This window comes from Nocardia sp. NPDC049526 (assembly GCF_044465765.1).
Taxonomy (GTDB): Bacteria; Actinomycetota; Actinomycetes; order Mycobacteriales; family Mycobacteriaceae; genus Nocardia.
The window spans coordinates 63,569-77,007 of record NZ_JBITMA010000011.1 but is presented as its reverse complement, the minus strand read 5'-3'; the positions used below and the strand labels follow the sequence as shown (position 1 = coordinate 77,007).

General features: G+C 66.4%; 11 protein-coding genes. 7 read left to right on the top strand and 4 right to left on the bottom strand.

Annotation, left to right across the window (positions count from 1 at the left end; genetic code table 11):
• Position 1 precedes the first annotated feature (1 nt).
• Positions 2 to 1,108, top strand: coding sequence for an SCO2521 family protein (locus tag ACIBW7_RS31115; protein WP_397052538.1), 1,107 nt, complete (start codon positions 2 to 4; stop codon positions 1,106 to 1,108).
• Between the two features lie 14 nt (positions 1,109 to 1,122).
• Here the strand turns inward: ACIBW7_RS31115 and ACIBW7_RS31110 are convergent, their stop codons facing one another.
• The 4 genes from ACIBW7_RS31110 to ACIBW7_RS31095 all read right to left on the bottom strand — a co-directional run bounded on the left by ACIBW7_RS31110 (position 1,123) and on the right by ACIBW7_RS31095 (position 5,187).
• A complete protein-coding gene (locus ACIBW7_RS31110) occupies positions 1,123 to 1,980 on the bottom strand; it encodes a hypothetical protein (RefSeq protein ID WP_397052536.1) in 858 nt (285 codons plus the stop codon).
• A 67-nt stretch (positions 1,981 to 2,047) separates the two neighbouring features.
• The gene (locus ACIBW7_RS31105; protein WP_397052534.1) at positions 2,048 to 2,587 is read right to left on the bottom strand and encodes a GNAT family N-acetyltransferase; all 540 of its coding nucleotides are present in this window, start codon (positions 2,585 to 2,587) and stop codon (positions 2,048 to 2,050) included.
• A gap of 255 nt (positions 2,588 to 2,842) precedes the next feature.
• Positions 2,843 to 4,327 carry an MFS transporter gene (locus tag ACIBW7_RS31100; protein ID WP_397052532.1) on the bottom strand — a complete coding sequence of 495 codons (1,485 nt, stop codon included), beginning with the start codon at positions 4,325 to 4,327 and terminating at the stop codon, positions 2,843 to 2,845.
• Between the two features lie 188 nt (positions 4,328 to 4,515).
• On the bottom strand, positions 4,516 to 5,187 hold the full coding sequence (locus ACIBW7_RS31095; protein ID WP_397052530.1) for a FadR/GntR family transcriptional regulator: 672 nt from the start codon (positions 5,185 to 5,187) through the stop codon (positions 4,516 to 4,518).
• A gap of 65 nt (positions 5,188 to 5,252) precedes the next feature.
• On the opposite strand from ACIBW7_RS31095, the gene ACIBW7_RS31090 reads away from it, so the two are divergent.
• The 6 genes from ACIBW7_RS31090 to ACIBW7_RS31065 all read left to right on the top strand — a co-directional run bounded on the left by ACIBW7_RS31090 (position 5,253) and on the right by ACIBW7_RS31065 (position 13,384).
• A complete protein-coding gene (locus ACIBW7_RS31090; protein ID WP_397052528.1) occupies positions 5,253 to 6,512 on the top strand; it encodes a CynX/NimT family MFS transporter in 1,260 nt (419 codons plus the stop codon).
• 250 nt (positions 6,513 to 6,762) lie between these two features.
• Complete coding sequence (locus ACIBW7_RS31085) at positions 6,763 to 8,226, top strand: MFS transporter (protein WP_397052818.1); 1,464 nt, start codon at positions 6,763 to 6,765, stop codon at positions 8,224 to 8,226.
• A gap of 26 nt (positions 8,227 to 8,252) precedes the next feature.
• Complete coding sequence (gene nirB / locus ACIBW7_RS31080) at positions 8,253 to 10,802, top strand: nitrite reductase large subunit NirB (RefSeq protein ID WP_397052526.1); 2,550 nt, start codon at positions 8,253 to 8,255, stop codon at positions 10,800 to 10,802.
• 64 nt (positions 10,803 to 10,866) lie between these two features.
• Entirely contained in the window at positions 10,867 to 11,319 is a 453-nt protein-coding gene (nirD, locus tag ACIBW7_RS31075) for a nitrite reductase small subunit NirD (protein WP_357478823.1), read from the top strand.
• Positions 11,316 to 12,557 (top strand): uroporphyrinogen-III synthase, encoded by a 1,242-nt coding sequence (locus tag ACIBW7_RS31070; protein WP_397052523.1) that lies wholly within the window; start codon positions 11,316 to 11,318, stop codon positions 12,555 to 12,557. Before nirD ends, ACIBW7_RS31070 begins: the two co-directional genes overlap by 4 nt.
• Entirely contained in the window at positions 12,554 to 13,384 is an 831-nt protein-coding gene (locus tag ACIBW7_RS31065; RefSeq protein ID WP_397052521.1) for a sirohydrochlorin chelatase, read from the top strand. Before ACIBW7_RS31070 ends, ACIBW7_RS31065 begins: the two co-directional genes overlap by 4 nt.
• Positions 13,385 to 13,439: the final 55 nt, after the last annotated feature.

The following is a 13,439-nucleotide window of genomic DNA, read 5'->3' as shown; positions in this document are numbered from 1 at the left end:
CGTGAACGAACCGAACGATTCGGTCGCGCGCCGGATGCGCACGGCCCGCTCGACGCCGCATCTCAGGCAGCTGCGTCGTGGCCGAGCCGTGCGCCTGCTGGTGCGCGCTGGTGCGGCACAGACCAGGACACCCGCCGGCCCCCTGATCGTTTTCGGTGAGGTGGACACCTGCCTGCTGCCCGCGGCGACGCCGTTGCCGCGCAGTGATCTCGAGGAGCTGCTCGAGCTGGTGCCGGGCCGTCCGATGCTGTGGCGGGAGCGCCCGATGTCGCTCGCGGTTTCGCCGACCACCGCCGAGGGCGTGGATTGCCGGTTGGCCGCTCCTTCGCATCCCGATGTGCGGGCGATCGGCACGGTGGCAACGCATGCGGTCGTCGTCGGCGGACGGGTGCTGCAGAGTTCGGCACAGACCAGAGTCGTGCGTGCCGCCGGCGATCAGCGCCGGACGTGGTCGCACTATCTGAGCCAGGTCGGGGTGTCCGAGGTGATCACCAAGGTCACCGCCGAAACCGGCGCCCGGCTGGCCGAGGGCTTCCTGGCCGCGGGCCCGCCGCCGGTGGGCACCCTCGATCTCGCGTCGATCGCCAATCGGCTGCTCGGCCGCATTCGGATGGATCACCGCCTCGATCAGAACACGCCGGTGCAATCGGGTACGACCAGGCTGCGCTGGGCGGCGCGGATCGGTGATCCGGCGCAGCCGGTTGTGTGGTTCCGGTTGCAGAACGATACGGTCCGCACCGCGTTGATCACGGTGCGCACCGAGGCGGAACTGGCCGATGTGCAGCGGTTCTGTGAGGATCTCGCGGTGCACGATTGGCTGCTGTCGGTCACCGCCGCGGCGCTGGAGCAGTCCGATCTGTACCCGCCGGGCAGTGCGGAGTCGGTGGCGGTGTTGGCCCCGGTGCTGCACCACCTGGCACATCTGTGGGTGCCCGGCGCGCATACGCCACCGGCGCTGCGCGGGCTGTGGACGCAGCTGAATACCGATCCGGATTTCACCGCGGGACGGCGGGCATTGATCGATCAGCTGCACAATCGGGTGCTGGTGGCGACATTGGATGCGGTGCGGCACACCAGGATCGGCACCGAGGACTACAGCGCGGATTAGCCTCCGCGATGCGATCAGATCCGGAACCATCGCCGGACCAGCAGTGCGAAGAACAGCGAGTTGAGTACGAGTCCGGCGTAGGCCTCGACGATCAGCAGTGTCCGCCCGGCGCCCCTGATGTCCTCGAGATCGCCGATGCCGAGTGGATTCAGGTAGTTGATCAGGCACATGTGCAGCGCGGTCGGGATCGGCTGGCCGTCGGTGGCCCACAGCACGACGGTGCCGATGAGCAGTACAGCGGCGATCCAGCCGAGCAGCCGGAACGGCCGAAAACCATAGCCGCACAGCACTTCGAGGGTCCAGTGCGGGATCCGCTTCCAGACCTGATCGACGGCGCGGCAACGCGCTTGTGCCAAGGCGTGCCCGCAGCGGTCCTGTGCGTCGAAGTCCTCCTCGACACGGTGCAGTCCCACCGCGCGTTTGAAGGCCAGCACGGCATGGTGGGGCAGGTCGGCGGCGACCAGCGCGCGGCCGAGATGCTCATAGATTTCGGCGATCCGGGTGTTCTGGGTACGGCTCAGCCGTCGTGGCCCGCGGAATTCGACCTCGGCGGCGAGTAGCGCCGTCAGGACGGGCAGTCGTCCGTCGCCGTCCGCGGCGGGTTCCTGCGCCGCCGCGTAGATATGAGAGAAGACCAGGCTGTCGCCGGGCTGGGAGATCTTCGCCGGGTCGTAGTCGAGTTCCAAGGTCTCGACGTGGGTGTTGAAGGAGTCGAGGAGTCGCTGTTCGGATCCGGCTCCGGCCTGTTGGAAGTATTCGGCGATCTCACCGGCGTACCGGTCGGCATGTCGATCGATCAGCATGGTCATCGAATTGACCGCCTTCTCGGCGGTGGCAGGTGGTAGTTGGGATAGGCCCGCGTATTCGGTCATCGTGTGTTCCCCCGGGTGCAGCCGTCACATTCGACGTGATACCCACCATACCAACGCGATTCGACTATCAATCCGGTGCGCGACCCCCCTTGAGCCATCGCTTGTCGTTCGGTCCGGGGAACTGCGAGGTGGTAGGCCAGTGATCGATGCGGTGTACCAGCACATCTCGCGGTTCGTCGGCGCCGAAGTAGCGCTGTTCGTATCCGGCCCAACGGAATCCCGCGTTCTTGTACAGCTTGACCGTGCGCCGATCGGTCGGTCGCACCGTGAGGTATACCGAATCCGCCTGTGCGGTGCGGCAACTCGTCACGGCCCGGTCCAGCAGCGCGCGGCCGAGGCCGCGATTGCGGTAGTTCGATGCGACCGCGAGACCCATCACCCAGCCGCGGCGCCGGGTGCCTACGCCGACGAGTGCGTAGCCGCGCACTCTGCCGCCGATCTCGGCCACCACCCAATCGGGTCCGTGCAGGTCGAACAGTTGCCGCAGCGTCACATACGGGTAGCACAGGTCGCCGAAATGTTCTCGCTCCAACACGGCGATATCGTCGAGATCCGCCAATCGTGCGGTCCGGAACACCGGTTCCCCCGCCCCCTCGGAATTATCCAATGCCCACCCTCCCGGTGTGAGGCTGCTTTCCAGCGTAAAGTGCTGGCGCAGTTGACGGACCGAGACCGCCAAATGCGATCCCTGCTCAGTCGCGGGTGGTGATGCGGATGTGTGCCATCTCGCCGGAGCCCCCCTTGTGCTGCCTACCGACTCGGCGTGATATCCACGATAGCAATGTGATTCGACTCGTGGACGTCCGAATGCCGCGCTGGGGACCTCGTCCAGCGCGGCATTCGGGTCTAGCGGGTGATGTGGTTATACGTTGGCGTAGGCCAGTGAGGGGACACGGGCTACGGCGAACGAGGAGCGCAGGTAGAAGAACCAGGTGACCGTGGCCATGACCAGGAAGGCGCCGGCGTAGGCCCAGAAGGCCGGGTTCATGCTGTGGAAGTTGATGTTGGACAGGCGAAGTGCCTGCTGGAGCAGGTAGCCGCCGGATGCGCCGATCGCCCCGATGACACCGATCGCGGCACCCGCTTGACGCTTGGCCGAGGCGGCGGCGTCGGTGAGGTCGAGTCCGTGTTCGGCCGCGTACTTCTTGGCCTCGGCGCTGAAGATGGACGGGATCATCCGGTAGGTCGAGCCGTTGCCGATGCCGGTCAGCACGAACAGCAGCAGGAACGCGACCAGGTAGAGCGGGAAGCTCTTGGCCCGCAATCCGGCCATGATCAGCACACAGGCGATCGCCATACCACCGAAGACATAGATGGTCATCTTGGCGCCGCCGACCTTATCGGAGATCCAGCCACCGAACGGACGGCTGAACGAGCCGACCAGCGCGCCGAGGAAGGCGAGGTTACCGAGGGTGGTGATCCAGCCGATCTTGGCCAGATCCGGGAAGTTGGCCTTGATCAGCGTCGGGAAGGCGAAGGAGAAGCCGATGAACGAACCGAAGGTACCGATGTAGAGGAACGACATCACCCAGGTGTGCTTGTTGGTCAGCGCCAGCTTGTAGGACTTGCCGTCGGCCTTGGCCGTGCTGATGCCGTCCATGTAGCGCAGTGCGCCGAACATGGCGATCAGGATGAACGGCACCCAGACCAGCACCGACAGTGTGATGCCGAAGCGGTAGCCCGCCGCGTCCTTGGCCATGATGTGCGTGCCGAGGGTGATCAGCAGTGGCAGCACCAACTGGGTCTGCGCCACACCGAGATTGCCGCCCGCGGCGTTGATGCCGAGGGCCGCACCCTTTTTCCCTTCCGGGAAGAAGAACGAGATATTGGCCATCGAGGACGAGAAGTTGCCGCCGCCGAAGCCGGCCAGTGCTGCAAGCACCATGAACACCCACATGGGCGTGCCGGGCTGGTTCACGAAGTAGGCCAGGCCCAGCGTCGGGATGAGCAGCATGGCCGCACTGAACGCCGTGAACGCGCGTCCGCCGAACTTCGGGATGGCGAAGGTGTACGGAATGCGCAGTGCCGCACCGACAAGCGTCGGGGTCGAGGTCAGCAGCAGGGCGTTGCTCACCGCGGTCGGATTGCCCTTGCCGAGTCCGGCCAGGAAGTCGAAGCCCGCCAGGCCCATGCTGGTCACCACGGTGCCCCAGATGACCCAGACGCTGAAGCCGAGATTCTCGGCGAAGACGGAGAAGATCAGGTTCTTGCGGGCGGTGAGTTTGCCGCCCGATTCCCAGAATTCGGTGTTGTCCGGTTCCCAGTGATCCAGCCAGCGCCCCTTTTTCTGGTGCGTGAATACTGGGGTGTCCGACTGCTGGCCGGTGGCAGCTACTGCGGCAGTCATCGGCTTCCTCTCGATCTGGCCCGGTGGGTTCGCCGAGCTACGGTCGAGACAAAGGTAAAAGCCGGTTGTTGCGTGTGAATGGCCTGAAGTGACGTTCCAGGCAAATCCGACTCACATGGTGACGAGCCGGTCGGTGACCTCTTGGTTACCTGGTGGGCGCAAGAGTTTTCGGTCGGTCGACCAGAAGTCTAGCGGTCCGGATATTCGGCGATCAGCGAGGCGAGGAAGCACCGCGCGGCCTGCGCCGCGCGTTCCGGATCCCCATCGATGACGGCCTGCACCAATTCATTGTGCTCCGCGTCGTAGGCATCGTCGGATTTCGCGGACCGCGCCCGGATCACCTGTTCGATAATCGGCAGCAGCGAATCGTAGAACTCCAGATATACCGCGTTGTGGCTGGCGACGACGATCGCGCGGTGCAGTTCCACATCGGCCTCGATGGCCGCGAGATTCTGTTCATCCCAGTGCTGTCGGCTGCGTTCCTCGAGCAGCCGCCGCAGATTCGCGATATCGGTCTCGTCGCGCCGGCGCGCGGCCAATGCCGCGGCGTTGGTGTCCAAGGCCATGCGCAACTCCAGCACATCGCGTTCCTCCGCGTCGGCGAAGTACTTCGCGAGCGTGCCGCCGACCTCCGAGGCCGCTATGACATAGGTGCCCGAGCCTTGGCGACGCTCCAGCATCCCGGAGTGGACGAGAGCCTGCACCGCCTCGCGTACCGTATTTCTCCCGGTTCCGGTGAGCTCGGTGAGCTCCGGTTCGGTGGGGATACGGGAGCCGATAGCCCAACGGCCAGAACGAATTTCGGCACGCAGCTGCTCGGTTACCTGGGCAATGAGGCTGGTCCGCCGGACGGGTTGCACGGCATCAGAGTACCGCCCGTCACAAATCCTTGCCTCCTATCATCGGGTCATCCTATGATTTCGCGGTGACTGCAACTCTCCCGGAAACTATGACTCGCCCGGAATACGTCCGGGTCGAGCGGCGCAAACGTGCACTGACGGAAGGCCGACTGCTCGTCCTCGCCGCCATTGTGATGTCCGCGCTCACCCTCCGGGTCGCCGTCACCGCGTTCTCGCCGCTGGCCGAGCGCATCGGCGCCGATATCGGTTACTCGACGGCCGTCGTCGGCGTTTTCGGCATGATCCCGACCCTGATGTTCGCGGTTTCGGGTCTGCTCACCCCGGTTTTCGTGCGCCGGATCGGCCTGGAGCGCACCGCACTCGTCGCGATGCTGATGGCCGGACTCGGCATGCTGATCCGGGCGGTGGTCGGCGGCACGGCCGAACTGCTGATCTTCTCCGCGCTGGCCCTCGGCGGTATGGGCATCGGCAATGTGGTGATTCCGCCGCTGGTCAAGCGTTATTTCCCGGATCGGCTCGCGGTGGTCAGCTCGCTGTACATCACCATGGTCCAGCTCGGCACCGTGGTGCCCGCGCTGATCGCGGTGCCCGTCGCCGACGCGCACGGCTGGCGAATCTCCCTGGGGCTGTGGGCGATTCTCGGCTTCGCGGCCGCGCTGCCGTGGCTCGGTGTGCTGCGTGATCGCCGCGGCCACGATCGGGTCGACAGCACCGCGCTGCCGTCGCGGACCCAGGAGCCCAAAGGCAAGGTATGGCGTTCGCCGGTGGCCTGGGGCATGGCGGGCATGTTCGGTATGACCTCGCTGACCACCTACGCCATGTTCACCTGGCTGCCCAAGATCCTGTCCGAGGCGGGCGCGAGTGCCGGGTTCGGCGGAACCATGGTCGGTGTTTTCGCGCTGGTCGGGCTGGTGTCTGCGTTCACCGCGCCGACGGTGGTCGCGCGGTTCCGCAATCCGTTCCCGTTCGTAGTGGGTTGTGCCGTCTTCTTTTTCACCGCATTCGCCGGACTGCTGATCGCGCCGATGGCTGCGCCGTTGCTGTGGGTCGTGCTGTTGGGCCTCGGCCCGAGCACCTTCCCGATGGCGCTGACGCTGATCAATATGCGCACCAGGACCGCGCAGGGTTCGGCCGCGCTGTCGGGCTTCACCCAGGGCGTCGGATATGCGGTGGCCTGCGTCGGTCCGGTCCTGTTCGGCATGCTGCACAGTGCGACCGAGGGCTGGGCGGCGCCGTTCGCGATGCTCGTCGTCGCGGTGCTGGTGCTGCTCACCGGAGCCTGGCAGGCCTGCAAGCCGCGCATGCTCGAAGACACCTGGAATTGATCGCGCCGTTCGAGTTGCGAGGTGGTGTGACGGCGCGCATGCTGTGCGCGTCACACCTCACCGGTCGGTAATTCGAAGATCGGCTGTTTGTGACGAGCGGAAACCGGTGTGTCACATGCCCGAAACATTTCGTTGAAACTCACCCTCCATTCCCGGTAATCGTGAGCAACCGTTGATTTGACGGTCATTTGGGGCAGCATTTCGGCAATACCCGTTTCCTACCGTGGGGCTAACCGATTTTGGGAGGCCCCTGTTGAGCACGCTGACGCGTAACCACAACATCGAGCATTGGGATGCCGAGGATGTCGCGGCCTGGGAGGCCGGTGGCAAAGACATCGCCAAGCGGAATCTGATCTGGTCGGTCTTCGCCGAGCACGTCGGGTTCTCGGTGTGGTCCATCTGGTCGGTCATGGTGCTGTTCATGCCCACCGATAAGTTCGGCATCGATCCGGCGGGCAAGTTCTTCCTGGTCGCCATGCCGACGCTGGTCGGTGCGTTTCTGCGCATTCCGTACACCGTTGCCACGGCGCGCTTCGGCGGTCGCAACTGGACCATCTTCAGTGCCACGCTGCTGCTGATTCCGACGCTGCTCACGCTGTATTTCATCAATCAGCCGGGCACCTCGTACACGACCTTCCTGGTCGTGGCCGGATTCGCCGGATTCGGTGGCGGCAACTTCGCCTCCTCGATGACCAATATCAATGCCTTCTACCCGCAGCGGCTCAAGGGTTGGGCCCTCGGGCTGAACGCGGGCGGCGGAAATATCGGCGTGCCGGTCATCCAGCTGGTCGGGCTGCTGGTCATCGCCACCCTCGGCAACACCCATGCCTCCCTGATCTGCGCGATCTACCTCGTGCTCGTGGCGCTGGCCGGTGTCGGCGCCGCGCTCTACATGGACAACCTGAAGAACCAGAAGGCCGATCTCTCCTACATGATCACGGCGCTCAAGGTGCCGCAGTCCTGGGCGATCGCCTTCCTCTACATCGGCACCTTCGGTTCGTTCATCGGCTACAGCTTCGCCTTCGGTCAGGTGCTGCAGATCAGCTTCAAGGCCGGTGGCGACACCGTCGCCCAGGCCACGCTGCACGCCGCGCAGATCGCGTTCATCGGTCCGCTGCTCGGCTCGCTGGCCCGCCCCTACGGCGGCAAGTGGGCCGACCGGATCGGTGGCAGCCGCGTCGCCCTGTACACCTTCGCCGCGATGACCGCGGCCGCGGTGCTGGTCGCCGTGGCGAGCACCGCGGGTGACCACCGGGGCGGCGTGCCGAGCGGTGCGGCGATGGTGGCGCTGGTGGTCGGATTCATCGCGCTGTTCGTCGTATCGGGGATCGGCAACGGCGCGGTCACCAAGATCATCCCGTCGGTCTTCGACGCCAAATCCAAGAGCCTCGACGCGAGTCCGGCCACCCAGGCCGCCTGGTCGCAGAACACCTCCGGTGCGCTCATCGGTTTCGTCGGCGCGATCGGTGCGCTCGGCGGTGTCGCGATCAACCTGGTGCTGCGCTCCTCCTACGCCTCGACCAAATCGGCGACCACCGCGTTCTGGGTCTTCATGGCCTTCTACGTGGCCTGCGCCGCGGTGACCTGGCTGGTGTTCCTGCGCCGCCCCCGCGGCGGCGTCGACTCCGCGGTCGTCGTGGAGGCCGAGGCACTCGTGCTCGAAGCCGAGGCAACCACCCCGTCCCAGTCCACCAGCACGTCGGCCCGAGCCTGACGCCGAATCATCAACGGAGGACAGTCATGAACTCGACAGTCGACCCCACCCAGCGCAAGACCGTCGTGGTCGCCGGCCACGGCATGGTCGGGCACCGGTTCGTGGAGGCGCTGCGGTCCCGGGACGAGGCAGGCCGGTGGCAGGTCGTCATCCTCAGCGAGGAGCAGCTGCCCGCCTACGACCGCGTCGGACTCTCGTCCTACGTCGGCAACTGGGATCCCGCCGCGCTGGCGCTGCCCGGTAACGAATACGCCGGTGACGAACTGGTCGAGCTGCGTCTCGGCCAGACCGCGCAGTCCATCGACCGCGACGCGCGCAAGGTCACCACTTCGGCGGGCGACACCATCGCCTACGACGCGCTGGTGCTGGCGACCGGTTCGTACCCGTTCGTACCGCCGGTGCCGGGGCACGACCTGCCGGAGTGCTTTGTCTACCGCACCATCGATGACCTGGACGGCATCCGCGCGGCGGCCGCCGCGGCCGGATCCGGTGCGGCCGGTGTGGTCGTCGGTGGTGGTCTGCTGGGTCTGGAGGCGGCCAATGCGCTGCGCCTGCTCGGCATGACGCCGCATGTGGTGGAGTTCAACCCCCGCCTGATGCCCGCCCAGGTCGACGAGGGTGGTGGCGCCATCCTGGAGAAGCTGGTCACCGATCTCGGGCTGCAAGTGCACACCGGTGTCGGCACCGCATCGATCGAGACCGTCGTGGACGCGGGAGCGGCTGAGCGCCTGAAGGTTACGCTCTCCGACGACACGGTGATCGACGCCGGACTGGTGGTCTTCTCCGCCGGTGTCCGCCCGCGCGACCAGATCGCCCGCGACAGCGGCATCAAGGTCGGCCCGCGCGGCGGCATCGTCACCGACCTCGGCCTGCAGACCTCCGATCCGAACATCTACGCGATCGGCGAATGCGCTGCGGTGGAAGGTGTTTGCTACGGCCTGGTCGCCCCCGGCTACACCACCGCCGAGATCGTCGCGGACCGATTGCTCGGTGGCGCAGGCGAATTCCCCGGCGCGGATATGTCGACCAAGCTCAAGTTGCTCGGCGTCGACGTCGCCAGCTTCGGTGATGCGCACGGCACCACCGAGGGCGCGCTATCGGTCGTGCTGCACGACGCCGCCAAGGGCACCTACGCGAAACTCGTCGTCTCCGATGACGCGCAGATCCTGTTGGGCGGCATCCTGGTCGGCGACGCGACCGCGTACTCGGCGCTGCGTCCGCTGGTCGGGCGTCCGCTGCCCGCCGAACCGGCGGCGCTGATCTCGCCCGCCGGCGCCGAACTCGGTGCCGACTCGCTGCCCGACGATGCCCAGATCTGCTCCTGCAACAACGTGTCCAAGGGTGCGATCTGCGGGGCCATCGAAGAGGGCGCCTGCGATATCCCGGGCATCAAGAAGTGCACGTCCGCCGGAACCTCTTGCGGCGGTTGTGTTCCCATGCTCAAGAAGCTGCTGGAGCAGTCCGGCGTCGAGATGTCCAAGGCGCTGTGCGAGCACTTCTCGCAGTCGCGCGCCGAGCTGTTCCAGATCGTCCAGGTCACCGGCATCCGCACCTTCTCCGCCCTGATCGCCAAGCACGGCAAGGGCACCGGCTGCGATATCTGCAAGCCGACGGTCGCCTCCATCCTCGCCTCCACCTCGAGCGATCACATCCTCGACGGCGAACAGGCCGCGCTGCAGGACACCAACGACCACTTCCTGGCGAATTTGCAGAAGAACGGCACCTACTCGGTGGTGCCGCGGATGCCCGGCGGCGAGGTCACCCCGGATCAGCTGATCACCATCGGCCAGATCGCCAAGGAATTCGACCTGTACGTCAAGGTCACCGGCGGTCAGCGGATCGACCTGTTCGGCGCGCGTGTCGAACAGCTGCCGCTGATCTGGAAGCGCCTTGTCGATGTCGGCATGGAATCCGGGCACGCGTACGGCAAGTCGCTGCGCACCGTGAAGAGCTGCGTCGGCTCCACCTGGTGCCGCTACGGCCAGCAGGATTCGGTCGGTATGGCCGTGTTGTTGGAGAAGCGCTACCGCGGACTGCGGTCGCCGCACAAGCTGAAGCTGGCCGTCTCGGGCTGCGCCAGGGAATGTGCCGAGGCCCGCGGCAAGGACGTCGGTGTCATCGCTACCGAGCACGGCTGGAACCTGTATGTCGGCGGCAACGGCGGTCTGACCCCGAAGCATGCGGTGCTACTCGCCGGTGATCTGGACGACGAGACGCTGATCAAGTACATCGACCGGTACCTGATGTTCTACGTCCGCACCGCCGACCGGTTGCAGCGCACCGCGCCGTGGCAGGAGGCGCTCGAGGGCGGTATCGACTATCTCAAGCAGGTCATCTGCGAGGACAGCCTCGGCATCGCCGACGATCTGGAGGCGGCCATGGCCCAGCATGTCGCCGGCTATCGCGACGAATGGGCCGCGGTGCTCGACGACGAGGAGAAGTTGTCGCGCTTCGTGTCCTTTGTCAATGCCCCCGAAGAGGCCGATCCGACCATTTCGTTCGATGCGACCGGGGAGCGGAAGGTCCCTGTGTTGCTCGGCATGCCGGAGATCCCGGTCGCCACACGCGGGCAATAGCCGCTTAACCCCGAAGAAACAGGGCGCCTGTACCAATGGGTAAGGCGTTTGGAGGATGACACCGATGACCGTGATGGATACCCCCGGCATTGCCACAGCTACCACTGTGTTCACCCACCCAGTCGGCTCCGCCGACTTGCCATCCCCCTCGGGTTGGACGCAGGCGTGCCGACTCGACTACCTGATTCCCGGCCGCGGCGTCGCGGTGTTGCTGAAGGGTGGCCGACAGGCCGCTCTGTTCCTGATGACCGATGGCACCCTCGCCGCCGTCGGCAATATCGATCCGATCGGCCGGGCGGCAGTGATGTCGCGCGGGATCGTCGGTGACCGCGCCGGTATTCCGGTAGTGGCCTCACCGCTGCTGAAGCAGGCGTTCTCGCTCCTGGACGGGCACTGCCTGGACGACGATTCGGCGACGCTGCCGGTATACGCGGTGCGCGTCGAGGACGGCATCGTTTCGGTTTCCAATGAGCCGGTCGATGCCGGACTCGTCGCCACGGATGGTGGATCGGCATGACAACAATCGATACGGGCGCCTGTCTGGCCGGTTTCACGGTCGGCGTCACGGCCGCCAGGCGGGCCGATGAGTTCGCCACGCTGCTCACCCGACGGGGTGCCGGTATCGTCGCCGCTCCCGCCATCCGGATCATCCCGCTGGCCGACGACACCGAACTGGAGCGGGTGACCCGCGACCTCGTGGCCGATCCACCGCAGATCGTGGTGGCCACCACCGGCATCGGATTTCGCGGCTGGATGGAAGCGGCCGAGGGCTGGGGCATCGCCGAGGATCTGCGGCTGACGCTGTCGTCCACCAGGATGCTGGCGCGTGGGCCGAAGGCCAAGGGCGCCATCCGCGCCGCCGAACTGCGTGAGGAATGGTCGCCCGCGTCGGAATCTTCCGCCGAGGTGCTCGACCACCTGCTCGCCGAGGGCGTGGAGGGTGTGCGGATCGCGGTCCAATTGCACGGCGCGACAACGGAATGGGAGCCGGTTCCGGACTTCTGTGAGGTATTGCGTTGTGCCGGTGCGGATGTCGTTCCGGTGCCGGTGTATCGCTGGGTGCCGCCGGATGATCAGGGTCCGATGGACAACCTGATCGAGGCCATCATCACCTCGAGCCTGGACTGCGTGACCTTCACAAGTGCGCCCGCCGTGGCGTCGATGTTGATGCGCGCCAAGGAAACCGGCCTGCTGGAGGGTGTGCTGCACGCGCTGCGTGGACGGGTGTTGCCCGCCTGCGTCGGGCCGATCACCGCGGCTCCGCTGGAGGAGCTGGGTGTGGCGACTTCGATGCCTGGACGGGCGCGCCTGGGTGCGCTGGCCCGGCACGTCGCCGAGGAATTGCCGCGGCGCGCCAATCGAATTCAGGCCGCCGGACACGCCATCAGTGTGCGCGGGGCGTGCGTGGTGGTCGACGGTTCGGTGCGTCAGCTCGCGCCGGCACCGATGGCCTTGATGCGATCGCTGGCACGGCAGCCCGGCCGGGTGGTTTCCCGGGAGGATCTGCTCGCCGCGTTGCCCGGCGGCGGTGACGACACCCATGCCGTGGAGACCGCGATCGCGCGGTTGCGCGCCGGGCTCGGTACCCCGAAAGCCATTCAGACCGTGGTCAAGCGGGGCTACCGATTAGCGCTGGACGCCGCGGATTGCGCCGATGACTTTCCGCGCAACGTCGCTACCGGCCGTGCGCCGGTAGCGGGCATCGGTACCCCGGCCCGCGCGCCGAGGTACGCACAGCCTGCGGGGAGCTGGTGACGGCTCCGGCCCTGGTTCTGGTCGCCCACGGCACCAGGAGTACCAGGGGTGTGCAGATGATCGCCGCGCTCGCCGAGGCGGTTACACGAGAGCTCGGCGTCGCGATTTCGGGGCGCGACGCCGATACCTCCGCGGCTCCGGTTCGTGAACATCGCGTCGTCGCCGGCGGGCCGGAGGCCACCGAGAAGCCGTGGGTGCGTACTGCTTTCGTGGACGTACTCGGCCCATCGCCGTCCGAGGTCCTACGTGATCTCACCGATGCCCAAGGAGAATCGGTTCCCGCCGTGTTGGTTCCGGCCTTCCTCGCCTCCGGATACCACGTGTATCAGGATGTGCCTCGGGAGGTGGCCGAGAGCGGTCATCCCGAGGTGGCGGTGACACCCGCGATGGGACCGGATCCGGCATTGGCCCGCATCATGGCCATGCGACTGCGTGCCGCAGGCTGGCGTCCGGGTGACGCGGTGGTCTTCGCGGCGGCCGGATCATCGGATGCCCGTGCCCGCCAGGATGTTCGGCGCGCAGCGGGCATGCTGGCCGAACATCTGGATGTCCCGGTTCGCATCGGCTACGTCGCCACCGGAGCTCCGCGCGTGCCGGAAGTCGTTGCCGAACTTCGCGAGTCGGGCGCGCGGCGCGTCTTCATCGCCTCGTATCTGCTGGCGCACGGTCTGTTCCAGCAGCGCCTGCACGAGGCGGGAGCTGATGGTGTTGCTGAACCGATCGGTGTTCACCCGGCTGTCGTCCGTCTGATCGCCGACCGCTACCGTGCTGCTGCCCGAGAACTGGTGCGGACCAACACATTCCCTGTGGAAGTCAGCGGGGCGTAGCGCGTAGGCGGCGCAGTACGAGCGCTGATATTGCGGCGAACGCGCCCTAACCGGT